A 26,898-nucleotide genomic window follows, 5' to 3' on the forward strand; every position below is an offset into this window, starting at 1 on the left:
GATTGAGTAAGTTTTGGCTGGAGGATACCATTCCCAATCCAGAGCAGGCTGTCAAGCAGGCGGTAAGTATCGGCGATAAGTTTCTGGATTGGGTGACGAATGTAGATATGTGGACCAACGTGCTGTTTTCGGGCATTCGGATCATTATCCTGTTCTTTATTACCCGAGTCATTATCAAGGTTGTCTCCAAAATTATAGACAAATCCCTGGCGAGACAGGAGCAAAGCCGGATGAACGTCAATCCGCGGAGGTTCGCCACGGTAGCCGAACTGCTGAAAAACGTAACGGCGGTCACCTGCAATTTTATTATGGTGCTCCTGATTCTGTCGGAGTTCAACTTTCATTTGGGACCGCTCCTTGCGGGAGCAGGAGTGCTTGGTTTGGCCATAGGTTTTGGCGCGCAAAGTTTGGTTAAAGATGTGATTACCGGATTCTTCATTATATTAGAAGACCAATTTGCGGTAGGGGACGTTATCCAGACAGGGACCTTCAAAGGCACTGTAGAGATGATCGGCCTTCGGACCACACGCATCGTAAGCCCTACCGGGGAAGTTTATATTTTACCTAACGGTTCCATCGCTAGCGTAACGAACTACTCCTTATCCAATGCGCTCGCGGTTGTTGACCTTCCCATGAAAAACGAGCGAAATCTGGAAGAAACCGTAGCCCTGATTAAACAGGCGCTTACCGGCATTCAGCAGCGGGATCCTAATGTCATTTCGGTGCCGAATGTACTCGGGGTGCAATCCTTGAACACGAGTGAATACGTCATCCGGATCGTAGCTGAGTGTATGCCGAACACCAAAGGCGATGTTGAACGGCAGATTCAGGCCGACGTGAAGCAGGCTTTGGAATACGAGGACATGATGAAACAGGCACAGGCCGAGCTTGCGGCAGGTAAAGAAGGGAACAACGAAATGGGGGAAGGATAACGGTGGAACGTAAAGTGTTTCAGCTCGGAGATATCGTCCAAATGAAGAAAAACCACCCATGCGGCAGCAACGAAATGGAAATTATCCGCATGGGAATGGATATCCGGATCAAATGCGTCGGCTGTCAGCACAGCGTATTGATCCCGCGGGCGAAGTTTGAGAAAAATATGAAAAAGGTGCTTCGTTCGAAATCGGAAGAAGGAACGGAAGGGCAGGCTTAGAAATAAATAGCTTTTGGGTAAAGGGCTTGCACAAATGATGGACATGTGCTATAATCAATTTTGCTGCGGAAAGGTACCCAAGAGGTCTAAGGGGGCTGACTCGAAATCAGTTAGGCGTCGCAAGGCGTGCGAGGGTTCGAATCCCTCTCTTTCCGCCACATTCCCTTTTTTAAGTGACTGCGCATAGAATACATACAGTGAAAACCTTCAGTTGAGTAAACTGGAGGTTTTCTTAGTTGTTGGATCGTTTCCCTTTATGATCCTTTGCTTTCATAATAAGAGGGGAGCATTTACTGCTATATACAAACCAAAGGAGGACCCAGAAGGTCCTCCGATTTGGCAGGCGATGCCATGATTTTTTGGAATTCATCCACACAACACTTCAGCAAGTGAAACTCGGGTCAGCCTTTAGCAAATCTTTGCTTTAGACAATAAAGTGTTTTTAGCACTTCCCTCCGCTTCTTGAACGTGCTGTTTCTGACTTCCTGTGCTTTGTTGCGTTGATCATGTCCAACGGAACCACACCTCTCTCAAGCACCGCCTGATTGTAATATGCGCAGTTTTCGTGCGCTTATGCATCCATTTGTAAAATTAGTGGACCCGCGCTTTCGTCATCCGTTTCCATTTGCGGTCTTTCTTCGAGGTCTCTGGAAAGGTATCGCCCTTAGCCAGCTCGACCCGCTGCGGATCCGTGATTTCAGTATGGAAGCTGTTTTCACCAACCTCCATGTATACGCCGGGGTTCGGCGCTTTGTCGCCTGGTTCAAATTCGGTTCTTTCACCCATGGACAAGGCCTCCTTTAATCGTTAAAATGGACTGCCTCTGTAGTTTGTACCCTTGGCGGAGAATCATGTGTGGAACAGGATCAATGCGGCATTGTACTTGCAATCATTGGGCCAATTTGATATATTAATATGGTGCGAGTTTAGACTCGTTCCTTGCTCCTGACATGATCAGGGGCCGAAGTCCATAAGGAGGTGAAACATATGCGCAAATATGAAGTGATGTACATTATTCGTCCTGACATTGAACAAGATGCTGTTCAAGCCGCAGTCGAAAAATTCCAAGGCATCATCTCCAACGGTGGAGAAATCACTAAGCATGAAGTGATGGGTAAACGCCGCCTTGCGTATGAGATCAACAAATTCCGTGACGGTACTTTTGTTCTGGTTAACTTCAGCGCCAACCCTGACGTTGTAGCCGAACTTGAGCGCCTCATGAAAATTTCTGACGAAGTAATTCGTTATCTCATTACGCTTGACGTTGTTGCTTAATATCCGTTTACGGATTACGGAATTAGTGATGAAATTCGCTCAAAGGAGGGGACTCGATTGTTGAACCGTGTTATTTTGATCGGCCGGTTGACCCGGGATCCGGAACTGCGCTATACACCTTCAGGGGTAGCCGTAACGCAGTTTACGCTCGCTGTGGATCGCCCGTTTACGGCGCAAGGCGGAGAGCGTGAGGCGGACTTTATTCCGGTGGTCACATGGAGACAGCTTGCTGAGACCTGCGCCAATTATCTGCGCAAAGGCCGTCTGACGGCTGTAGAAGGGCGCATCCAGGTACGGAATTACGAGAATAACGAAGGTAAACGTGTATACGTCACCGAAGTCATTGCCGATAACGTACGTTTCCTGGAATCCAACCGTGAAGGCGGTGGAGGCGGAAGCACCCCGCGTGAGGAGCCTTCCTACGATGGAGGCGGCGGACGTGGCGGTAACAGCTACTCGCGGAACAATTCCAATCAGGATCCTTTTTCCGATGACGGAAAACCGATTGATATTTCGGATGATGATTTGCCATTTTAATAAGGAAAGGACTGAAACAGCATGGCTTTTAAACAAAGAGAAGGCGGAGACAACGATAAAAGACCGGCTCGCCGCGGCGGCCGTAACAAACGTCGTAAAGTGTGCTTCTTCACTGTGAACAAAATTACTCACATTGACTATAAAGATACCGATCTGCTGAAGAAATTTATCAGCGAACGCGGTAAAATTTTGCCTCGCCGTGTAACCGGCACTAGCGCAAAATACCAACGCATGCTGACGATTGCGATCAAACGCTCCCGTCAAATCGCATTGCTGCCATACACTACAGAGTAATCTGTATCATGGCGAGCGAGAAAGCCAGTACCTTGGACATCCCAGGTGCTGGCTTTTTTGCTGTGATGAACATGTTCAAAATTATTCCATTTGTCTTACGGGAAACGGAAAAGTTATCATAGGGGTATTGCTGCATCAAGCAGTGGCGGTAAGGTTGTAAGCGTACCCGTAGGAAAGGGCAGGGCACAGCTTTCCATTTCCCGGGCAATTTCATGATAGTGAAGTTCCGGCTGGATTGATTCGCAAACAGGCTTCGTAAACAGCGTGTTCCTTAATGATCAACGAGGGTATGATATAATGGAAAAACGGCGAAAAGGGGGATTACGATGGGACTGGGCAGAATCTACAGGAATTATTTTAAAAATAACATGTTCATGAGGATTCTGCTGATTTTCACGATCATTGCCATTCTAACAATCGTGATTCTGTCCTATCTGATGTTCTCTTCCCTATCCCAATCGATCGTGGAGAAGGAACTCAACAACCAAAAGGCTGCGATGGAAAATGTCAGCCGGTATCTGGATCAGCGTTACCAGTCGGTAGAGAATATTGCCAGGGATATGTACCGGAACGAAATGCTGTTCTCGAATATTTCCTTTTTGATGGAGCATCCTTATTCGCAATATGTCCAGCATCGGATGGACCAGTTTTACAACGAAACGAACAACGACTCAACGGACCCGCTTCAGTATTTCCAGCAGGTGATGGATGAAAACGGAGATATCCGCAACATCATGCTGTACAGTTCGGAGAAGCAGTTTCTGTCAGTGTTCAAGCCAAACAAGCAGTATAAGCAGCTGACGACCGATATGACCCACTCCTATATTCCGGACGTTATGGCGATGGATTATAAAGGCATCACCGCTCCGAATTACTGGATCCGGAAGGCAGCGGACCAGTGGGCGCCGGAGCTGTACGCCATCCGGGTACCGATCAATAACCGTCAGCTCAAAAATGCGGGACAGTTTCTCGTTTATTTGGATTCGGGCGGCATCACCGATGCCCTGACCAGCTATAAGGACAGCTTTAAAGGGGATATTGCGGTGCTTTCGGCGGACGGCAAGGTTTTGTATGATTCGGAAGGGAAATATTATGGAAAGACCTATCCGTATATGGATGTGACCGATTCGCTGTATGACGGTGGGAATACCCGCCCGGCTGAGGTCAGCAGCCGAATGTATATCAACAAACTGACTTCGGCTGACAACGGGTACGTCGTGATTGGTGCAGTTCCGAAAAAGGACGTGGAGGCCAGCTATTCGGGTATCCGGAAGACGATTATAACGATCAGCGGGATCTGTATATTGTTTGCGATCTTTTTCCCGGCCTTCTTTGTGATTAATTTCGCCAACCGGACGAACCGGATTATTAGGATTACGCGCAAGGTAAAAAACGGGGATTTGTCCGCACGGATCGATAACCCGGGAGAAGACGAGCTTGGCCAGATTTCCCGAAGCTTTAACGACATGCTGGACGAGCTGAACCTGTATATCGAGCGGGTGTACAAAGCCGAAATTAAACAAAAGCAGACGGAGCTGGTGGCGCTGCAGGCGCGGATCAATCCTCACTTTTTGTACAATACGCTTGAAGTGATTCGGATGCGGGCCATTTCCCAAGGGGCTAAAGATGTCGGGGAAATGATCTATAGTTTGTCCGTGCTTTTCAAAAGCCTGGTGAAGCAGAAAAAAATTTACACGCTCAAGGATGAGCTGGAGGCATGCCGCTTGTATCTGGAGCTGTTCCGGATCCGTTATAAGGAGAAGTTCGGCTATACGATTGATTCAGACCCGGCGCTGCAGGGCAAATCGGTCATGAGGCTGTCGCTGCAGCCGCTGATCGAAAACTATATCGTTCATGGCATCCAGACCAATCGCGACGATAATCATCTGGACATTCGGGTGAGGGAAGAAGGCGATATGCTGGTGGCTGTGATTACGGATAATGGCAAAGGTATCACGCCTGAGCGCCTGGCTGAGATCCATGAAGAGCTCGGGAAGCCGGAGGAGTCCGGCGAAATGTTTGGGCTGCGCAGCGTGCACAGCCGGCTGCAGTTTTTGTACGGTCCGGCTTACGGGGTGGAAATTGACAGTCGGCCTGGAGTCGGTACGGTTGTCACCGTACGTTATCCTAACCGGGAAGGGACGGATGCTGAAGATGTATAAAGTGTTTATTGTGGACGATGAGCCGTTCATTATCGAAGGGCTGTACGATATTTTGGATTGGGCAGCGCTGGGGCTGGAGATCGTCGGGCACGCAGAGAATGGCCGCCAGGCGCTCGAGGTGATGGCGTCTACGCCCGTGGATGTGCTGATTACGGATATTTCCATGCCGGTGATGGACGGCCTGAGTCTGATCGGCGAGGCTCGCAAAACCCGCAGCGACCTCAAGGTGATCATCCTAAGCGGATACAACGAGTTCGATTACTTGAAGCAGGGGATGAGGCTCGGTATCGAGAACTACTTGCTGAAGCCGATCAATGTGGAGGAGCTGGAATCGACTCTCCGAAATACCGTGTCCAAGCTGGACAGTACGAGGGCGAGCGGATTGTACAGCGCGTTCGATGTGCAAATTTTGAAGGACAATACGCTCTATCGATGGATGAACGGGCAGATCGCCCCTCCGGAATTTATAGAAAGAGCCGATCTGCTTGGCGTGAACTTGGACCGTCCCTATATGGCCGTGGCGGTGCTTCGGACCGCAGCCGATGAGGCGTTGTTCGGGCAGGTTGACGATTTGCTGGAAGACAGCACGGAGCTGACGCTGTTCCGCGATGTGGATGGGGATACTGTCCTTATTGGAAGTCTGGAGAACCCGCAGGAGGGGAAGGCTCGTCTGATGACAGCACTGGAGCAGCTGGAGGCTGATTTAGCGAGGCAGGGCTGCACGGTGCATATCGGTGTCGGCTCGGCGGTGAGTCTGCCAGGAGAGGCTTCTATCAGCTATAAGGAGGCCAAGCAGTCGCTGGAGTATTTTATGGTATTTCCGGATCGGCGGATCATCGACTACACCAGCCTGGAGGAGAATAGCGGCGGCCCGGAGCGGCATATCGCCATCGCTTGGGACGAATACGCCAAGCTGATTCTGGCGAGGGACGAGGCCGGGCTGAATCGAAAAATCCAAGACGACTTTGAGCAGATGCAGAAGGCGGGACATATCCGCCCGGAGGATCTGCTGAACGCGGCCCTGGAGCTGGTGATTCGCTTCAAAATGGAGCTTGAGCAGATCAAGCATACGGATGAGTCGGATATATTCAAGAACGGCTTAGGCAGGGTCCGGGACAGCTCCTCGCTGCAGGATCTCATTACTGCTCTGCAGGAAGTGGCTGGGGCTGCGGTCCAGTCGCTGCTTCAGGATATGAAGAACCCCGTCGTGAATCAGGTGCTGGTCCATATTCACAATCATTATGCGGACGAACTGTCGCTGAAGACACTGGGGGCACAGTATCATATTCATCCGGTGTACCTGGGACAGCTGTTTCATAAGGAAACCGGGGAAACGTTCGCCGAATACATCAACAAGTTCCGGATCGAAAAGGCGAAGCAGCAGCTGAAGAACACGAACCTCAAGGTGCAGGAGATTGCGCGGAACGTAGGCTACTGGGAGACCGGATATTTTTATAAACAGTTCAGGAAATATGTCGGGATCTCGCCGACGGATTACAAGGGGCTGGGTTGACCGGCTGGAGACACCCTGAATCAGATGAGACTAAACACCTACCATCTCATCCGGTTTAGGGTTTTTTTGTGACGTTTGATGCAGAAAAAACCAAATGAAAATGAAAGAAAAACAATAAAAGTAAGCGTTTCACTGAAAAAATGACAAATTTAGACAAAAAGAAAACCTTTTCTTTAATTTGTACACGGTTTTATTTAGTTTATCTTCTTTTTGTAACGGCTTACATCCGTTAAGGTTATCTTAGTTAAACAAACCGAGCCGGAAACAATAAAATAAAAAGCCGGTTTGGCCGCTTGGTGGGCAGACAGCTAGACAACATTGACTGCAACACAAAAAGGGAGGAACACACATGAGCAAGGGTAAGAAAAGCTTCTCGTTCGCACTGGCCATGTTGACGGCCTTCGCGCTTGTACTCAGCGCGTGCGGTGGGGGCAACAAAGACGCGGAAAGCAGTGGTTCCGGATCTTCGGGAAGCTCCGAGAAACCGGTAAACCTGATCTGGTACACGATCGGCACGCCGCAAAAAGACGTTGACAAGGTTATGGCCGAGGTCAGCAAGTATACGCAGGAGAAGATTAATGCAACCGTCACCATGAAAATGATCGACTGGGGCGACTACCAGCAAAAAATGCAGGTAAACGTAGCTTCCGGCGAACCGATGGACATTATGTTCACATCCGCAGGCGGATTCGATTACGTACAGAACGCAAGAAAAGGCGCGTTCATGGAACTCGACGATCTGCTTGATAAATATGGAAAAGGTATCAAAGATACCATCGATCCTGCCTTCCTGGAAGGCTCCAAAGTCGATGGACACAACTATGGCATTCCGGCCAACAAAGAGCTTCCTCAGCAAGAAGTATGGCGCTTTAACCAAAACCTGGTGGACAAGTACAAACTGGATACCTCCAATGTACGTTCCCTGGATAGCATTGAGCCGCTGTTGAAAGCGATTAAGGAAAAAGAACCGAACGTAACACCGTTCGCGATGGACAAGAACTACGTTCCTTATGTTCCTTATGACTACATCATTCAGAACCTGCCAATGGCCGTGAAGCTGGATACGACCGATTACAAAATCGTCGACATCCTCGAAACGCCAGAAATGAAGCAGGCGCTGACAACGATGCACAAATATTATCAAGCCGGCTATGTGGCTCCGGAAGCAGCAACAACAGGCTCCACTAGCGATCTGATGACTTCCGGCAACTGGTTCATGGACCGTGCGCAAACCCAGCCGCTGGCTGACAATACTTGGTCTGCAAGCTATGGCTATCCGGTTAAATCGACACCTGCAAGTGATGCCATTATCACAAATACTTCGGTTCAAGGTTCGATCATGGCGATTTCCGCGAACTCCGAACATCCGGAGAAAGCAATGGAATTCCTGAACCTGCTGAATACGGATCCGGTTCTTCGCAACATGGTGGATTCCGGTATCGAAGGAACGCACTACAAGAAGGTTGACGACAAGCACATTGAAAACCTTCCAGAGGGCAAAAACTACGACATGCCGTCGTACTCCCTCGGCAACAACATGCTGCTCTACTTGAACCCGAATGACCCGGATGACAAGTGGGAGCAATTCAAGAAATTTAACGCTGAAGGTAAGGATTCTCCAATCCTTAGCTTCAACTTCGACAGCACGAAAGTAGCAACCGAAATGGCAGCTGTACAAAACGTGAAAGAACAGTTCTGGGCATCCCTGATGACCGGTACCGTTGATCCGGAGACCTACCTGCCAAAAGCGATTGCGGCCTTCAAGCAAGCCGGCCTGGACAAGGTCATCGCTGAAGCTCAAACTCAGCTTGACGCCTGGAAAGCTGCAAACAACAAGTAATGTAGAAAAAAATTCGGAAAGGATCGGGGCGGGTGACTTAGCGCCCGGTCCTTTTTCAATGTATAACCAATCAATCATGGGAGGGAAACAGAATGGCCGCATTTTTCAAAAACCTCATTAGAAACAAAGTCATGCTGTTTATGGTGCTGCCCGGTGCCATTTGGTTTTTCTTCTTTTCCTACCTGCCGCTGGTGGGTACGATCGTGGCATTCAAGCAATACCGTTTCAACCGGGAAGGCTTCTGGGCCAGTATCAGCAAGAGTGAGTGGGTAGGCTGGGACAACTTCAAATTTCTGTTCAGCACCAATGATGCCTACACGATTACGCGTAACACGTTATTGTACAACCTGGCTTTTATTATCCTTGGATTGATTCTGTCCGTAGCCATGGCAGTTCTGCTCTCCGAACTGGTCGGCAAAACGATGGCGAAAATTTATCAGACGGGGATGTTCCTTCCTTACTTCCTGTCCTGGGTCATCGTCGGATACTTTGCATTCAGCTTCCTGAGCATGGACCGCGGGATGATCAACCAAATCCTCGGCTGGTTCGGCGCCGAGCCGGTTCAGTGGTATTCCGATCCAAAATATTGGCCGTATATCCTTGTCTTCGTCAGTCTTTGGAAATCCGTCGGTTATAACAGCGTCGTGTATCTCGCCTCCATCATGGGCATCGACAAATCCCTGTATGAAGCAGCCATGATCGACGGCGCCAGCAAGTGGCAGCAAATCAAGAACATTACGATTCCGATGCTCTCGCCGATCATCATTATCATGACACTGCTCGCAGTGGGCCGGATCTTCTACGCCGACTTCGGTCTGTTCTACCAGGTTCCAAGAGACTCGGGTACGCTGTACTCCGTAACCAACGTTATCGATACGTACGTATACCGCGGTCTGAAAACAACTGGCGAAATCGGTATGAGTACCGCTGCAGGCCTGTATCAATCGGTTGTCGGCTTTGTACTCGTTATCGTATCCAACTTTGTCGTCCGCAAAATCGACAAGGACAGCGCATTATTCTAAATCATTTTTTGAAGGGAGTGTCAGGTTATGGCGGAGGTCATTCAAAGAAAAAAACGGGATTTTCATCATGTTTCGCGCGGCGCGAACGCTGTTCTTCATACGATTGCGGCGATCTTTTCCTTCTTGTGCGTATTTCCTTTTCTGTTCGTCGTCATTATCTCGTTAACCGATGAAAAAACGCTGGCAACGGACGGCTACCGTCTGATCCCGGCCAAATGGAGCTTCGAGGCTTACAAATTCGTATTTCAAAGCGGCGACACGCTGCTTCGTTCCTATGGCGTGACGATCCTCGTTACCGTCGTGGGTACGCTCGTCAGCTTGATCCTGATCTCGCTATACGCCTATGCTATTTCACGGAAAAGCTTCCGCTACCGCAGATTTTTCTCCGTATTCGCGATTCTTACCATGCTGTTTAACGGCGGGATGATTCCGACGTATATGGTCGTGTCGCAATTGCTCGGATTGAAAGATACGCTGTGGGCGCTGATATTACCGCTCGCGATGAACGCTTTTTATATCATGATTCTGCGTACGTTCTACAGCACCAGCGTACCGGAGGCGATTATCGAATCGGGCCGAATCGACGGCGCAGGCGATTTCTACATTTTCCTCCGCATCGTGCTGCCGTTGTCTTTGCCAGGTCTGGCGACGATCGGACTGTTCAGTACGCTAGGGTATTGGAACGACTGGTTTAATGCCTTGCTCTATATCGACAATCCGAACTTGGTGCCGCTGCAATCGATGCTGATGCGGATCGAATCGAGCATTCAATTCATTCAGCAAAACTCGGCCAACAGCTCGCTCAGCATGGCTGCACTGCAGTCCATTCCGCAGGATACGTCCCGTATGGCGATGGTCGTGCTCGCTACGCTGCCAATTATTTTTGCATATCCGTTCTTCCAACGTTATTTTGTACAAGGACTTACCGTAGGTGCCGTCAAAGAATAATAAACAACATCACTATAGGGAGACAGGAGAGAAGTCGAGATGTTGATTTACAAAGACAAGACGAGACCAGCTGTAGAGAGGGCCCGGCATTTGCTAGGTCTGATGACTTTGGAAGAAAAGGTCGGCCAGCTCGTGCAGCCGTTCGGCTGGCAAACCTATGAACATAGAGATGGGAAAATTGAATTAACGGAGTCTTTTAAGCAGCAGGTCCAAAATGGCGGTGTCGGTTCCCTGTACGGGGTGCTGCGCGCCGATCCCTGGACCGGCGTCACGCTGGAGAACGGCCTGTCCGCCAAGGAAGGTGCGGAGGCGGTTAACGAAATTCAGCGTTATGCCATTGAGAATTCCCGGCTCGGCATTCCGATCCTGATCGGGGAGGAGTGCTCGCACGGGCATATGGCGATCGACGGCACGGTGTATCCGGTGCCGCTGCTGCTCGGGAGCACGTGGAACGTTGATTTGTACCGCGAGATGTGCCGCGCCGTCGCCGCGGAGACGCGGGCGCAGGGCGGGGCGGTGACATACTCGCCAGTGCTGGACGTCGTGCGCGATCCCCGCTGGGGACGCACGGAGGAGTGCTTCGCCGAAGACCCTTACCTGATCGGCGAATTTGCCGCCGCGTCGGTCCAGGGGCTTCAGGGCGATGCTTTGGACAGCGACGCGAGCGTTGCCGCGACGCTGAAGCATTTTGTCGGATACGGCAGCTCCGAAGGCGGACGCAACGCCGGCCCGGTGCACATGGGCTGGCGCGAGCTGCTTGAGGTGGACCTGTATCCGTTCAAGAAAGCAGTGGAAGCCGGCGCCGCATCCATCATGCCGGCGTATAACGAAATTGACGGTGTGCCATGCACGGTCAACACGGAACTGCTGGAGGACGTCCTCCGCAAGCAGTGGGGATTTGACGGCATGGTCATCACCGACTGTGGGGCCATCGACATGCTGGCCGCGGGTCATGATGTGGCGGAAGACGGCATGGACGCCGCCGTTCAGGCCATCAAGGCGGGCATCGACATGGAGATGTCCGGCGAAATGTTCGGCCGGTATCTGCTGGAGGCGGTCAGCCAGGGCAAGCTTGGCATTGGTGTCCTGGACCGGGCGGTGCTGCGGGTGCTGGTACTCAAGTTCAAGCTGGGCTTGTTCGACCGGCCATATGTGGATCCGGAGCGGGCTGGGCAGGTCATTGGCCAAAGCGAGCATGTGCAGCTGGCACGCAAGTTGGCGGAGGAAGGCATCATTCTCTTGAAGAACGAGAAGGATGCGCTGCCGCTGGACAAGCGGGCGGGCACCATTGCGGTGATCGGTCCGAACGCAGACCACGGCTATAACCAGCTGGGTGATTACACGTCGCCGCAGCCGGCGGACAAAGTGGCGACCGTGCTGAAGGGCATCCGGGCGAAGCTCGGCGCCGAATCCGGCCGGGTACTATATGCGCCGGGCTGCCGGATTAAAGGCGATTCCCGCGAAGGATTTGACACTGCGCTGTCCTGCGTGTCTCAGGCAGACACCGTGGTGATGGTGATGGGTGGATCGAGTGCCCGCGATTTCGGCGAAGGGACGATCGACCTGAAGACCGGCGCCTCGAAGGTGTCGGACAGCTCTTGGAACGACATGGAGTGCGGCGAAGGCATCGACCGCATGACGCTGGGATTGGCGGGCGTGCAGCTGGAACTGATTCAGGAGATCCACAAACTTGGCAAGCGTCTCGTCGTGGTGTACATTAACGGCCGTCCGATTGCCGAACCATGGGTGGACGAGCATGCCGACGCCATTCTGGAGGCCTGGTATCCGGGGCAGGAGGGCGGACACGCGGTGGCGGACATTTTGTTCGGCGACGCCAATCCGTCCGGACGGCTCACCGTATCGATTCCGAAGCATGTCGGCCAGCTGCCGGTATATTACAACGGCAAACGCTCGCGGGGCAAGCGGTATATGGAAGAGGACTCGAAGCCGCGTTACCCGTTCGGCTATGGCCTCAGTTATACGACCTTTGGTTACGATCAGCTCCGCATCAGCGCCGATTCGATAACGGAAGACGAAACGGCAACCGTGTCGGTGAACTTGACGAACACCGGCAGCCGTACCGGAGCGGAAGTCGTGCAGCTGTACATTTCAGATGTTGTGAGCGCCGCAAGCCGTCCGTTGATGGAGCTCAAAGGGTTTACGAAAGTGGAACTTGAACCGGGTGAGTCCTGGACCGTGGAATTTAAGATCGGCAGGGAACAGCTGCAGTACGTGGGCAGGGACCTGAAGCCCGTCGTGGAACCGGGGCTGTTCCGGATCCATGTCGGCAGACATGTAAACGACACGATGAGCACGGAGTTGGCCGTGCGGGAGGGTAAATAAATGGAACGGATCAGACGCTTTATCCGTGAATTATCGGACAACCGCTGGCTGGAGCAGACAGAGCTCCGCAGCTGGGACATCGCCCGCTCTTACTACAAATTGCCTGGCGAATATGAAAATACGGCTCCTTACCCGGAAGGGAAGGGGCTGGCCTCTTTTCCAAGCAAGCAAGGAACGACATATTTCTTCCGGACCCGGCTTGAGCTGCCGGAAGGCTGGCCATCCGAGCCGTTCGGGCTCGTCTTCGCTTCGGGCGGAGAAGGGCTTCTGCGCGTCAACGGGGTTTCCTACCAGGGCCTCGACCGCAATCATACGTATGTAACGCTCGATCCTGCAGTGATCGGAGAGACGCCGGAACTCGAAATCGAGCTGTTTGATCCGGTTCCGGAACCGGTCGATCCATTGAACCAGCAGGCGGTCATCAACCCGCCGATCACGTCGGTCACGAGTCTGCTTGTGCGGCCGAATCATGCGGTGCTGAGCCTGATGTATACGGTCACCGTCGTGCGTGACTCGCTGGTGCTGCTGCCGCAGGAAGACTTCCGCCGCGTGCGCCTGATGGAAGTACTGTACCGGGCGATGGACCGGTTCGTGAACCTGGATGCGGCGGCCATCCGTGATGGCAGGGACGTTGCCGAAATCGAGGCAGCGCTTAGAGCAGACGTCCAGGAAGTAGGCGGCAATGCCGAGGGGCTGGAGCATATGGTCGGCCAGTCGCACATCGATATCGCCTGGCTGTGGCCTGTCCGCGAAACGGTGCGCAAGGCGAGCCGCACGTTCTCGACCGTCGACCGGCTGATGGAGGAATATCCGGAGTACCGGTATACACAAAGCCAGCCGCAGCTCTTCGCGTTTCTGAAGGAAAACGATCCCGAGCTGTTCGAACGGGTCAAGGCGCGGATCGTGGAAGGACGCTGGGAGCTGGTCGGCGGCATGTGGGTCGAGCCCGACCTGAATCTGCCGAGCGGCGAATCGCTGATCCGGCAGATGCTGTACGGCCAGCGGTTCTACCAGGAGGAATTCGGCCGGATGTCGAATATCGAATGGCTGCCGGACACGTTTGGCTACTGCGCATCACTGCCACAAATTTTGAAGCACGGCAAAGTGGATTATTTCATGACGACCAAGCTCGGTTGGAACGACACCAACCTGTTCCCATACGATTTGTTCCATTGGGTCGGCATCGATGGAACGCCGATTTTGTCTTATCTGAACCATGGCGTGAACGAACACACACTGCCGAAGGATGTTCACGATCACTGGCAGTCCTACCGGGAAAAGGCGCTGCATCCCGAGCAGATGCTCTTGTACGGACACGGGGACGGCGGCGGTGGTGTCACCCGCGAGATGCTGGAGTACATCGACCGGTCCGATCTGATGGTCGGGCAGCCGGCAAGCCGCTATAGTACAGCTGCCAAGTTCTTCGAGAGCATCGAGCAGGCTGGTCCGGTGCTTCCGACGTGGCGCGGCGATCTCTATTTGGAGCTGCACCGCGGCACGTATACGACGCATGCCCGCAACAAACGCAGCAACCGCAAAGCGGAGGTGCTGTACCGGGAAGCCGAGCTGTGGAACACGCTGGCTGGGCCGAACATGGATGCGGCCAACCGTACAGAGGTGACGCAGCAGCTGCATGACGGCTGGAAGCTGATCCTGCTGAATCAGTTCCATGACATCATTCCGGGATCGGCGATTACCGAAACGTATGAAACGTCGGACAAGGAATACGGCGAAATTTTCGCCAAGGGAGAACATGCCTTGAGCGAAGGGCTGAACACGCTGGTGTCGGATATCGACACTTCCGGCAAGGAGGGTACTCCGTACGTTGTCTTCAACAGTCTCGGATGGAGCCGGAGCAGTGTAGTTCATATCGAAGCCGAACAAGGTGAATGCGCCTTGGCCGCTTATGACGAGCACGGCACGCTCCTGGAGACGGACGCTGTCGAAGGCGGAATCTCCGTGCGGGTTCCCGACGTACCGGCACTGGGTTATAAAACCGTGTGGGTGAAGCCGGAAGCCGCTGTGAATGCTGACTCCGACGGAGTTCAATCGTTCGGCGATACGTGGGAGACTTCCGCTTACCTCGTGCGGTTCAACGAGCGGGGCGAAATCACCAGCCTGCTGGATAAGGCTGCCGGCCGGGAAGTCGTGAAGCAAGGGGAACGCGCCAACCGGTTCCACTTCTTCCACGACCGTCCGACGCTGTGGGACGCCTGGGACATTGACACCCGCTACGAACAGCAGCCGGCCGGTGAGGCGGAGCTGCTCGAGAAGCGGCTGGTTCTGGCCGGAAGCACCAAAGATGTGCTTCGCTTCCGCTGGAAGATCGGCCAGTCCGAAATCACGCAGGACATGATCTTCTATCACCATGACCGGCGGATCGATTTCAAAACGCATGTCCACTGGAACGAGGCGCACAAGCTTCTGAAAGTGGGCTTTCCGGTCGATGTGGTCACCGATAAGGCGACCTACGAAATTCCATTTGGTTCCCTTGAGCGCGCCACCCACCGGAACACGAGCTGGGAGCAGGCGCAGTACGAGGTATGCGGACACCGCTTCGTGGACGTGTCGGAGCATGGATACGGCGTCAGCCTGCTGAACGACTGCAAATACGGCTATGACGTTCAGGGCAGCACGATCCGTCTGTCTCTGCTGCGGGCACCGAAGTGGCCGGACGTGACGGCAGACCTTGGCGAGCATGACTTCACCTACTCTTTGCTGCCGCATCAAGGCGGCTGGAGGGAGTCACACACCGTCCGTCAGGCGGCGGAGCTGAACGTGGACATGCCGGTTCGCCAGGCGGAGTCTGGTGCACAAGGCTGTCGTCCGTCAACGGGATCGCTGATTTCTCTATCCGGTGGACACGTCGTGCTCGACACGGTGAAACCGTCCGAGGACGGAAGCGACGTCATCCTGCGGTTTTATGAATCGACCGGTGGACGCGAACAGATCGAGCTGACATGGCCGGGTGCCATCACAGAGGCTTATCTGTCCAACGCGCTGGAGGAGCCGGCCCATCCGCTGCAGCTTCAGGAGGGGAAACTGCAATTGTCTTTTGCCCCTTATGAAATTAAAACCGTCCTGCTTAAGCAGGTTGATTAACGCAATATATAGAAGTTCGGTATAGATCGTATAACAATACATGATTTGATGTGACATCATTACACTCTACAATTCAGCCAAGTAAAGGGGCGTATCGCTTTGGAACAATTCAGACTTCCTAAAATACCGATGCCAGCGCTGGAGATGCCGCGTGCGATCCAGGACGTAATTAAAGAAGCCGAGCAGAAGCTGGCCCACCGGCCGAAGCTGCTGCAGCTGTTCAAAAACTGCTTTCCAAATACGCTGGAAACGACAACTAAGCTGATGGACGACGGAACGACCTTCGTCATTACAGGAGACATCCCGGCCTCCTGGCTGCGCGATTCCGTGGAGCAGGTCGTCCATTACGTGCCTTTTGCCAAGGAAGACCAGGATCTGCAGCGCATTATCGGCGGATTGATCAAACGCCATGTTCACTACGTCTTGATCGACCCGTACGCCAATGCGTTCAATGAGTCGGCCAATGACTGGCACTGGAATACGACGGACGAAACGGACATGTCCCCATGGGTGTGGGAACGCAAATTCGAGATCGATTCGCTGTGCTTCGTCATTCGTCTGGCGTACCTGTACTGGAAGGAAACCGAGCTGACCGATATTTTCGATGCCAATTTCAAAAAGGCCATGCGCGCCATCATCGACGTGTTCAAAACGGAGCAGCACCACTTCGAGAAGTCTCCGTACCGTTTTACGCGCAACAACGGCATCCTGACCGACTCCCTTCGCAATAACGGAATGGGCATGCCGGTTAACTACACAGGTATGATCTGGTCGGGCTTCCGCTCCAGCGACGACGCTTGCGACTTCCATTACAACATTCCGGGCAATATGTTTGCGGTCGTGGCGCTGCGCCAAATGCAGGAGTTCTCCGAGTGGGTCTTCCGCGACATGGACATGCTGGCCGAGCTCAAAGAGCTGGAGATCGAAGTCAACTACGGTATTCAGCTGTACGGCATTTACCGCCATCCGCAGTTCGGGCCGATTTACGCCTACGAGACCGACGGCTACGGCAACTACTGCCTGATGGATGACGCCGGTACGCCGGGCCTGATGTCCATCCCTTACCTGGGATACACAACGGCGGACGATCCGATTTATCAAAATACGAGACGGTTTGCGCTCAGCAAAGAAAATCCGTTCTACTTCGAGGGCAAGGCGGCCAAGGGCATCGGCAGCCCGCACACGCCGGAGGACTATATCTGGCATATGGCCTTGTCCATGCAGGGATTGACCGCGCAGACGGCCGAAGAGAAGCTGGAGATGATCGCCATGCTGGAAGCGACCGATGCGGATACAGGCTTTATGCATGAAGGGTTCCACGCTGACGATCCGACCATTTTTACACGAAAATGGTTTGCCTGGTCCAACAGCCTGTTCTCCCAGCTCGTGTATAAGGCCATGAAGGACGGTCTGCTATGAGCCGGCATATCATCATTCTATGCGATCCGGATTTCCCGGCTGCTGGCAAGCTCCCGCAGGCCGGAGACTTCCAGCATGCCGCAGAAGTGGCGGTCGTTCGCGCCGAAGAACTGGCTGATGCGCTTCGCGAAGTGGATCAAGGTTGTTTTGTCAATTTGCACGCGCCTTATTTTCCAAAGGCTGCCTGGACGGAAATTTCCGCCTTCCTGCACCGGGGAGGCAGCCTGATCAGTGCAGGCGGGGCGCCTTTTAAAATTCCTGTGGTACGGGATAATGGGTCTTGGGTTTTGGAGACCGAGCAAACCGCTTATCATCAGGAACTCTATATTCACGAAGCGCTGCGGGTGGACGCAGGCAAAGTCACAAAACTCGCCGTTTCGGACCGCATCCCGCTGCTGAACGGCCAAGAAGGCCTGTTTGAGATGGCAGATGCCTGGAACCTGGTGCCGCATACGACCAAAAGCGCCGATTTGCCGCAGCAGATGGGCTCAGCCGGCCCGATGAGCACGCAGATTTATCCGCTGCTTACCGGCCTCAGCGCCGAAGGGCGCGAGATCGCCGCGCCGATCGTGCTGTGGGAGAACTCCCGCGTGACGTTCGCCGGCTCGCGCTGGATGTTCGTGTTCCTGCCGCTAACGGAAGCGTTCTGGAGCGGGAAGGGTGCTGCGCACCTGATCGACTGGGCGCGTTTCTGCGCCCGGGGCGTGACCGAGCTGTCGCTGAAGCCAAACTACGCTTCGTACGAAGCCGGGGAACACGCAGTGCTGACGCTGCAGACGCAGATTTTGCAGCGCGGGGAATCGCGCAGTGCGGCACCTGAGCTGTGGAGCTTCGAGCTGGAAGTAAGCCATGAGAGTAGAAGCGGAGAGGCCTGGAGCCACCGGTTCCAGGCGCAGGTGACGAAGGAGCAGAACTTCGTGCGCATTCCGGTGCCTCTGGCCTTGAAGAGCGGGCTGTACCGCATCGTATGCCGCGCAGAGGGACCGGATGGCGAGATTCGCGTGCTGCGGCAGGGCTTCTGGGGCCGTGACGACCTCCTTCTGGCCGAGGGCTCGCCGATTACCCGCAGCCGCGACTATTTCATCAAAGACGGGCGGCCGCTGCCCGTTGTGGGCATGACGTACATGACCTCCGACGTGGCGCGCAAGTTCTTGTTCCTGCCGAACGTGGACGTATGGGAGCGGGACATGGCCCAGATGGCCAAGGCGGGTATCAACTGGATCCGCACCGGCGTCTGGACGGCTTACCGGAATATTATGCAAGTCGACGGCCATGCCTCGGAGGAAGTACTGCGCGCGATCGACGCCTTCTTCCTGACGGCCAAGCGCCATGGCCTGCAGGTGACCTTTACGTTCTTCTCCTTCACACCGGAGACGTGGGAAGGGCTGAACCCTTATCTCGACCCGCAGAGCGTCGAGGCCCAGAAACGCTTCATCCGCAGCATCGTCAGCCGCCATACGGCCACGACGCATGTGGACTGGGATTTGATTAACGAACCGTCGATGTTTGATCCGCCGCGGATTTTCTCGGAGGGACCGCGTTCCGCCCGGGATCCGTTTGAGCACCAGGCGTTCGTGGAGTGGCTAGAGCGCCGCCACGGCGATATCCGCAGCCTCCAGGAAGCATGGAACATGACGCCGGACCAGCTGCCCGACTTTGCTTCGGCATCCATTCCGGAAGCGGAAGAGATCAACTTCGACGTGCAGGATATGCACAAAGCCAAGAAGGGAACGAGATGGCTCGATTACTGCCTGTTCTCGATGGATATGCACAACCGGTGGGCCAAGCAGCTCGTCGGAACGATCAAGGAGCTATGCCCTGACCATTTGGTGACCGTCGGGCAGGACGAAGCGCTCGGCGCCCAGCGCCCATCTCCGTTCTTCTATGAGCAGGCCGTCGATTATACGACGGTGCACTCCTGGTGGTTGAACGACTATCTGGTATGGGACGGCATTTTCACCAAAACGCCGGATAAGCCGAACCTGATTCAAGAGACCGGCATTATGTACGTCGAAACCCCGGACGGCCGCGCCAAGCGGTCCGAAGCGGAGCTGCGCAGCATTTTGGAGCGGAAATACGCTTATGCCTTCTCTACCGGGGGAGCCGGTGCGATCCACTGGATCTGGAATACGAACTTCTATATGGACAACGCCAACGAATCGCATATCGGAGCCCTCCGCGCCGATGGCACGGAGAAGCCGGAAGCGGACGTATCCTACGACTTTGGACGCTTCATCGCGGCCACGCGGGACTTGTTTACGGACCGGGAGCTCGAGGACATCGTCGCCGTCTTCCCGTACTCCAACGACTTCTCGAACCGAGCATTTGCGTTCCAGTCAACGACGCGGCTGACCCGGCTGCTGGCTTATGACCTGAAGCTGCCATTCCGTGCGGCGTCGGAATACCATCTGGACGCGCTGCGGCAGAAGGCGCCGAAGCTGATCCTGCTGCCGAGCCCTCATAACATGGACAGCCGGGCGCTTCACGAGCTGCTGGAGCTCGTCAAGGAGACCGGCGCGACGCTGCTCGCCACCGGCCCGCTCGGCCTGGACGCCTACTGGCGTACGACTACGCGCCTCGACGCCGTCCTCGGCGAGCGCCGGCTTGCCAATGTGCGCCGGGAGGAAATGCTCGGCGTGAACGGCCGGCTGCTGCCGGTATCCTTTGGGCACCGGCGGATCGCCGAGGTGGCGAAGGAAATCCCGGCCGCAGGGACCGGCGCAAGCATGGACGCGCTCGTGGATGTGCCGCTGGGCAAGGGCCGGCTGATCTGGAGCCCGCTGCCGCTCGAGCTGAACGGCCGGGACGAGCCGATCCTCGAGCTGTACCGGTACGCGGCTGCCGCAGCTGGCGTAGAGCGTGAGCTCGAGTGGCTGGCCGGTGGGGACCTGCCTGGCGTGTACGGCCGGAAGCTCAGCTTCAAGGACGGCAGCTTGTACGTGTTCGTCTCCGAGTACGGCTGGGATGCCCCGGTACAGGTCAAGGACCCGCAGTCCGGAGCCCGCTACAGCTTTACGCTCGAGAGCGACCGCAGCGTGTTGTTTGCGGCCGACCGGGAGGGCCGCATTACCGCCGTGTACCGGCCGGACGAGGTTGACATCCAAGTAGACTAAGAATGTTGAGTTAATTTGTACAATAAGGTATAGGCGATCGTCAGGAGTTTTTGCAGGGGTGAGAGCCGTCACGGCCAAACGGAATGGGCATCAAACCAATCCTTGCAGGGCAGGGGAAAAGGATAATATTGGTGCGGGATCCAGGATCCTGCGCCTTTCCACTGTCGTATCGGAGGCGAAGTTTTTGTCCACTGTGAATGGACACATGTTTTTTTCGAAGCCGATGCCGTTCCGGCAGGAAGGCCGCGAGCTTATTTGATTAAAGGGCTTTTGGCAGCAATAGCCGGCTTTTGAATGTTGAGCCCCTGGCGTCCTCCTATTTGGGGAGTTCTTTGGGATTGATCACCAAAACTGGGCAATCGGCAGGGGCTTTTTATTAACTTTTAATCGAAGGTTCAGGCCTGCAGAAATCGTCTGATGTACGGATCGCCAAATTTTTTTCTTCTATTATATATAGGTTATATTTAAGACTTACTTTGAATGTTAATTTGTACGCGATGGATGGACACTTACGGAAGGAGCTGATTATATCCGTAAGTCATCCATGCCAGTGTCCGGCTATCCATGACAGTGCAAATTTATCCAGGGCAGGGTTTGGCTATAAGCTGGACCTTAGCCCGATATGTTGATCTGCAAGCAGGGGATGAGAGTTCCGATCGGGAACAAGCCGCCCAAGGAAAGGAGAACCGATTTCTATGTCAAACAAGCCGAAACGAACGGCGCATATCATCTCCCATACTCACTGGGACCGGGAATGGTATTTGCCCTATGAAAAACATCATGTCCGTCTCATCCGTCTGATGGACGTGCTGATGGATACGTTGGAGAACGATACGGAGTACAAGAGCTTTTACCTGGACGGGCAAACGATCATTCTGGAGGATTACCTTCAGGTGCGTCCCGAGCAGAAGGAACGGCTTGAAAAATACATCCGCGAAGGCCGCATTTTCATCGGCCCGTGGTATATTCTGCAGGATGCGTTCCTGACCAGCGGCGAGGCCAACATCCGCAACATGCAAATCGGCCATAAGGACGCCCGCCGTTACGGGCAAATTTCCAAGGTGGGATATTTCCCCGACACCTTTGGCATCGTCGGCCAGGCGCCGCAGCTGATGCGCCAATCCGGCATCGATAACGCCTTGTTCGGCCGCGGCGTCAAGCCAACCGGCTTTAACAATACCGTTGCCGACTCCGAATATGAGTCTTCCTTCTCGGAGCTCATCTGGGAAGGTCCGGATGGCTCCAAGGTGCTCGGCATTCTGTTTGCCAACTGGTACAGCAACGGCAACGAAATTCCGGCCGATCCCGAAGAGGCGAAGGCGTTCTGGGACCGGAAGCTGGCGGACGCGGAGAAGTACGCGTCGACGCCGGAGCTTCTCTTCATGAACGGCTGCGACCACCAGCCGATCCAGACCGATTTGGCTGAAGCGCTGGATACTGCGCGCAAGCTCTACCCGGACACCGAGTTCGTTCACTCGAACTTCCCGCAGTATTTGGAATCGGTCAAAGGCCATCAAGAGAACGAGCTGTCCGTCGTTCGCGGCGAGCTTCGGAGCCAGCGGACCGACGGCTGGGGGACGCTTGTGAACACGGCGTCTGCCCGCGTATATCTCAAGCAGATGAACCAGCATGGCCAGGCGCTGCTGGAAAAGGTAGCCGAGCCGCTGGCGGCGTATGCCCACCTGACCGGTCAGGCCTACCCGCATCATCTGTTTACGTATGCATGGAAAACGCTGATGCAGAACCATCCGCATGACAGCATCTGCGGCTGCAGCGTCGATGAGGTTCACCGCGAGATGGTAACCCGCTTTGCGAAGAGCCGCGACGTGGCGGAATCGATCATTGATGACAGCAAGCGGGCGGTGGCCGATGCGGTGGATACGTCATCCTTCGCGCAGTATGGCGAAGATGCGCTCCCGTTTGTGGTGTTTAACACTACCGGATGGGAGCGGACCGGTACCGTATCCGTCGAGTTGGACGTACAGCGGATTTACTTCCGCGACGGCATCCCGCTGGACGAAATCAGCCGCCGGATTCAGGCGCTCGAGCTTGGTGAGCGTGTGGTGCTGGACCCGAGCGGAAAGCAGGTGCCTTTTACGCTCGAGGATCTGGGCCAGCGCTTCGGCTACGATCTGCCGGATGACCGGTTCCGTCAGCCGTATATGGCGCGTGCCGTGCGAATTACGCTGCAGGCGGACGCCGTTCCGGCGCACGGACTTCGGGCGTATGCACTCGTGTCTGGCCAGGCAGCGGCGCAGCACTCGGACAATGCTTCAGCAACGCTGATTACCGGGAACAACGTGATGGAAAATAGCATCCTGCGGGTAGCGGCCCAGCCGAACGGAAGCCTTACGGTAACCGACAAGCGAAACGGACGCGAATACCGTGACCTGCTCGTTTATGAGGATACCGGGGACATCGGCAACGAATACATGTACAAGCAGCCGGAAGGCGAAGCTCCGCTGACGACGCGCGATCTGCAAGCATCGATCCGGGTTGTGGAAGATACGCCTTACCGCGCTACGCTCGAAATCGTTCATGACTGGGAGGTACCGGCATCGGCGGATGAGCTTCTTCAGAAAGAGCAGATCGAAGTGGTCTACTATCCGGAGCGCAAAGCTCAACGGGTGAAAGAAACCGTGCCAATGAAGATCCGTACCCTGGTACGTCTGGAGAAGGACGGCAAGGGCGTTAAAGTGAAGGCCTCGTTTAACAACCAGGCCAAGGATCACCGCGTCCGCGCATTGTTCCCGACTGACATTGAAGCAAGCCGGCACCGCGTGGACTCCATGTTTGAAATCGTGACACGGGATAATCAGCCCGCGATCGAATGGCAGAATCCGAGCAACGCCCAGCACCAGCAGGCTTTTGTCGATGTGAGCGGGGAGACAGCCGGCCTGGCGGTAGCCAACCTCGGCTTGAACGAGTATGAAGTGCTGCGGGACGGCCGGAATACCATCGCGGTCACGCTGCTGCGTTCGGTCGGAGAATTGGGCGACTGGGGCTGGTTCCCGACGCCGGAGGCTCAATGCCTTGGCGAACATGCAGTTCAGCTTGAAATCATTCCGCATGACGGCCGCGGGGAGGATTCCGGAGCTTACGCGGAAGCCTACCAATTCCAAATTCCATGGACAAGCGTGCAAACGGGTATCCATTCCGGCGATCTGTCTGCGGTTCATGCTCCTTTTGCCTGGAGCGGAGAGGGAGTCGCTTTCTCGGCGTGGACCGTCAACGAGGATTCCGGAGATCATATGCTTCGCTGGTACAACATGAAACAGCAGCCTGCCAGCCTTCGGTTAGAATGGCCTCAATCGGTGAGCCGTGCATATAAAACGACCATTCTGGAAGAGACGGAAGGAGCTTCGGTAGAACAGCTGTCTGAGTCTTTGGAGCTGGAAGCGGGACCTTGCGAAATCGTAACGATAGGTATTGAGCGCTAGTATGTTTAACTGTATGGAATAATTTAGTATTCATAGATTTATTCAAAAAGTGATTTATAATAGGGGGGTGAGGGGGGCTTTTTCCTCCTCCGGCAACCCCGGCTCCTTGACAATTTAAATATACTAATTCCCATCTATTTACCAGAATTACCCGCTATTTTTATAATTGACAGATGATTTATGTTCCAGTAAATTTGAACGTAATCAATTGTTGATTTGCAAGAGATGACGCGGAAGATTCCTATGCTGTTAGCCTGTGGCTTCCATAATTTACAAAAAACCTCGCTATTATGTCACAGAACCTAACATGCATTTTTATGTATTCTCAATGTAAGCGGTTTATACTTTGAACATTTTGAAAACTTGGATATTCCGGACGTCGAACCTTCCTGTTTTTAACATTTAAATTTGGTGAAAACGGATTGCCTCTTTCATCAAAATCCCATTGATACAGCTAATATTCAGCCATTTTAAAAAATATATTAAAACCGCCTAAAAAAAATATTGACGTGATATTAATTTACACGTATTATTTACATTAAATTTATTAGGAAGTTTTAACCATTTCATATATAGTCCTTTTTGCTGATTCAAATTGACCGATGGTCATTTAAAGCATTAATGCTTTATTGCGCTATAATGCACTGCGCGTCCACGTCGCGGAATCAACCGTCCTTTATTGCTGCACGATCCCGCATCGGTCCTGCCTTACTTCTGGATATATTATTTTTTAATATATTGCTTTACCTTGCTACCGTCGTCTTGTTGCAATATGAAAGGTCTACAAGAGGGGGAATTGTTTCAACGTCATTCGGGGGTCGGTTACGGTAACCGAAGTAGGTGTAAAGTCCCTAATGGTTTTCGCGGCCAGATCGCTTAAGACCATTGGAGAGGTCTTGGGTTGTTCTCGTATCTTATGCGGGACGCCATTATTTTTCAAATCATAAAGGGGAGGAAAATGGTACATGACAAGCAAGAAAAAATGGCTCTCATTACTCGTTTCATTATCGGTAGTCAGCACGCTGTTCGTAGGATGCGGCAGCAAGGATGATGCAAGCAGCGCACCTAAAGACGAGGGGAACAAAGAATCGTCTACGAATACGGGAACGGAGGGAACGAAAGAGGCGACCGGTCCGGTGGACGGCGGAACGCTGACTTACGGAAGTTTCTCCGACATCGTTAGCGTAAACCCACTGTTCGTTCAAGATACAGCTTCTGGTGATGCTGCGGAGTTCATGTATGCCAAGCTGTATGACATTAACCGTACAGGTGAAGTCGTAGCCGAGCCTTGGTCTCTTGCTGCTGAGCCGATGACGGTTTCCGAAGATGGACTTACGTATACCATCAAGCTGAAAGATTCGGCGAAATGGAGCGACGGCGAAGCGATTACAGCCGACGACGTTGTCTTCACATTCAATTCGATTAAGGACCCTAAAGTCGGATCCCCTGGAATGTCCGGATTTGACAAGGTAACGAAAATCGAGAAAGTGGATGACCTTACCGTTAAAATTACGCTGAAACAAGTCTACGCTCCATTCCAATATGTTTTGTCTACCCAAATCGTTCCGGAGCACATCCTGAAGGACGTTAAGCCTGAAGAGCTGCAAAAGAACGTATACGGAACCGATCCGGCCAAAACGGTATCCAGCGGTCCTTGGGTATGGAAGGAGTGGAAGCAGAAGCAGTACCTTTCCTTCGAAAGAAACCCGAACTACTGGGGTCCTAAACCTCATATCGACAAGATCGTATATAAAATCTATGCTGACCAAAACACTGAAGTTCAAGCCCTTATCAAAGGCGACGTTGACCTTCTGGGTGGTATCCCGGTAACTCAAGTTGACGCTGTGAAGAGCAGAGACGGCTTGACCGTTATCCAGGAGCCAGGTCCGCAGTACGAGTACCTCGGATTCAACTTCAACCCGGACAACTTCAAGGACAAATTCGTTCCTTGGGCTGGACAAAAAACAAGACAGGCGATTGCTTACGCGCTTAACCGTCAAGGCATGATCGACAACGTTCTGAAAGGCACAGGCAAGCTGATGAACGCTCCGTTCCTGCCAGGTTCCTGGGCAGATCCGGGCGATGCGGCAGTCAACTATGCCTTTGATCCGGAAAAAGCGAAGCAGCTGCTGGCTGAAGACGGATGGACTGCAGGCAGCGACGGCATCCTGACGAAAGACGGACACCGTTTCTCCTTCGAACTTCAATACAACTCGGGTAACAGCCGCCGTGAGCAAGTGGCGAGCGTAATCCAGCAAAACCTGAAGGATGTAGGTATTGAAGTTGTTCCTAAAGCGCTCGACTTCGCTGCATGGGTTGACCAAAACCTGACTCCAGGTAAATACCCGGCAATCCTGATGGGCTGGTCCCTGAACAACCCGGATCCGGACGGAGAAACGACGTTCAGTTCGAAATACTTCCCGCCGGCTGGTCAAAACCAAGGCTTCTATAAGAACGAAAAACTCGACAAGCTGTGGGAAGAAGGAACGGCTGTCGTAGACCAAGAGAAGCGTAAAGAGATTTACAAAGAGATTGGTAAGGAGATTTCGACTGACCTTCCATACGTGTTCATGTACCAATACGGTACGCCAACCGCGTATAACAGCAAGGTGAAATTTGCGGAAGAGGATGCTCCTGAATCTTCGCTGGCTTACGGATACTTCTTCCACCTGATCAACTGGTGGGTAGACGCAAAATAATAGACAACATAGGAAGTAACAACGGTGCTAGAGGGGGA

At 53.6% G+C, this 26,898-nt stretch carries 17 protein-coding genes and 1 tRNA gene; 17 read left to right on the forward strand and 1 reads right to left on the reverse strand.

All coding sequences use genetic code 11. The features are described from left to right. Positions 1–2 precede the first annotated feature (2 nt). The 3 genes from ABIE48_RS31705 to ABIE48_RS31715 all read left to right on the forward strand — a co-directional run bounded on the left by ABIE48_RS31705 (position 3) and on the right by ABIE48_RS31715 (position 1,311). Positions 3–932 carry a mechanosensitive ion channel family protein gene (locus tag ABIE48_RS31705; protein ID WP_483312674.1) on the forward strand — a complete coding sequence of 310 codons (930 nt, stop codon included), beginning with the start codon at positions 3–5 and terminating at the stop codon, positions 930–932. A 2-nt stretch (positions 933–934) separates the two neighbouring features. Further along, a complete protein-coding gene (locus ABIE48_RS31710) occupies positions 935–1,153 on the forward strand; it encodes a DUF951 domain-containing protein (protein WP_145027525.1) in 219 nt (72 codons plus the stop codon). Positions 1,154–1,220: 67 nt separating this feature from the next. Further along, positions 1,221–1,311, forward strand: a tRNA-Ser gene (locus ABIE48_RS31715). Positions 1,312–1,744: 433 nt separating this feature from the next. On the opposite strand, the gene ABIE48_RS31720 is transcribed toward ABIE48_RS31715, so the two are convergent. Further along, complete coding sequence (locus ABIE48_RS31720; protein ID WP_076172489.1) at positions 1,745–1,939, reverse strand: YjzC family protein; 195 nt, start codon at positions 1,937–1,939, stop codon at positions 1,745–1,747. Between the two features lie 201 nt (positions 1,940–2,140). Here ABIE48_RS31720 and rpsF point away from each other — a divergent pair, with 201 nt between their 5' ends. The 14 genes from rpsF (at position 2,141) to ABIE48_RS31790 (ending at position 26,860) form a co-directional block, all read left to right on the forward strand. After that, the gene (gene rpsF, locus ABIE48_RS31725; protein WP_076172488.1) at positions 2,141–2,428 is read left to right on the forward strand and encodes a 30S ribosomal protein S6; all 288 of its coding nucleotides are present in this window, start codon (positions 2,141–2,143) and stop codon (positions 2,426–2,428) included. Between the two features lie 57 nt (positions 2,429–2,485). Further along, a complete protein-coding gene (ssb, locus tag ABIE48_RS31730) occupies positions 2,486–2,965 on the forward strand; it encodes a single-stranded DNA-binding protein (RefSeq protein WP_145162262.1) in 480 nt (159 codons plus the stop codon). A 21-nt stretch (positions 2,966–2,986) separates the two neighbouring features. After that, the gene (rpsR, locus tag ABIE48_RS31735; protein WP_076172485.1) at positions 2,987–3,259 is read left to right on the forward strand and encodes a 30S ribosomal protein S18; all 273 of its coding nucleotides are present in this window, start codon (positions 2,987–2,989) and stop codon (positions 3,257–3,259) included. A 326-nt stretch (positions 3,260–3,585) separates the two neighbouring features. Further along, entirely contained in the window at positions 3,586–5,421 is a 1,836-nt protein-coding gene (locus ABIE48_RS31740) for a sensor histidine kinase (protein WP_192716908.1), read from the forward strand. Then, complete coding sequence (locus tag ABIE48_RS31745; protein ID WP_192716942.1) at positions 5,414–6,934, forward strand: response regulator; 1,521 nt, start codon at positions 5,414–5,416, stop codon at positions 6,932–6,934. Before ABIE48_RS31740 ends, ABIE48_RS31745 begins: the two co-directional genes overlap by 8 nt. 349 nt (positions 6,935–7,283) lie before the next feature. Then, positions 7,284–8,774, forward strand: coding sequence for an ABC transporter substrate-binding protein (locus ABIE48_RS31750; protein WP_076172481.1), 1,491 nt, complete (start codon positions 7,284–7,286; stop codon positions 8,772–8,774). 92 nt (positions 8,775–8,866) lie between these two features. Beyond that, positions 8,867–9,796, forward strand: coding sequence for an ABC transporter permease (locus tag ABIE48_RS31755; RefSeq protein WP_076172479.1), 930 nt, complete (start codon positions 8,867–8,869; stop codon positions 9,794–9,796). Positions 9,797–9,823: 27 nt separating this feature from the next. Beyond that, a complete protein-coding gene (locus ABIE48_RS31760) occupies positions 9,824–10,744 on the forward strand; it encodes a carbohydrate ABC transporter permease (protein WP_076172477.1) in 921 nt (306 codons plus the stop codon). 39 nt (positions 10,745–10,783) lie between these two features. Next, positions 10,784–13,087, forward strand: a complete 2,304-nt coding sequence (locus ABIE48_RS31765) for a glycoside hydrolase family 3 N-terminal domain-containing protein (RefSeq protein WP_192716907.1) — start codon at positions 10,784–10,786, stop codon at positions 13,085–13,087. Continuing rightward, positions 13,088–16,189, forward strand: a complete 3,102-nt coding sequence (locus ABIE48_RS31770; protein WP_192716906.1) for an alpha-mannosidase — start codon at positions 13,088–13,090, stop codon at positions 16,187–16,189. Positions 16,190–16,288: 99 nt separating this feature from the next. Next, positions 16,289–17,608 carry a glycoside hydrolase family 125 protein gene (locus ABIE48_RS31775; protein WP_145027533.1) on the forward strand — a complete coding sequence of 440 codons (1,320 nt, stop codon included), beginning with the start codon at positions 16,289–16,291 and terminating at the stop codon, positions 17,606–17,608. After that, positions 17,605–20,721, forward strand: coding sequence for a beta-galactosidase (locus ABIE48_RS31780; protein WP_192716905.1), 3,117 nt, complete (start codon positions 17,605–17,607; stop codon positions 20,719–20,721). Before ABIE48_RS31775 ends, ABIE48_RS31780 begins: the two co-directional genes overlap by 4 nt. A gap of 695 nt (positions 20,722–21,416) precedes the next feature. Next, entirely contained in the window at positions 21,417–24,161 is a 2,745-nt protein-coding gene (locus ABIE48_RS31785; RefSeq protein ID WP_192716904.1) for an alpha-mannosidase, read from the forward strand. A 965-nt stretch (positions 24,162–25,126) separates the two neighbouring features. Next, the gene (locus ABIE48_RS31790; RefSeq protein ID WP_192716903.1) at positions 25,127–26,860 is read left to right on the forward strand and encodes a peptide-binding protein; all 1,734 of its coding nucleotides are present in this window, start codon (positions 25,127–25,129) and stop codon (positions 26,858–26,860) included. Positions 26,861–26,898: the final 38 nt, after the last annotated feature.

Origin of the sequence: Paenibacillus sp. OAE614 (genome assembly GCF_040546645.1) — a bacterium.
GTDB classification, from domain to species: domain Bacteria; phylum Bacillota; class Bacilli; order Paenibacillales; family Paenibacillaceae; genus Paenibacillus_AQ; species Paenibacillus_AQ favisporus.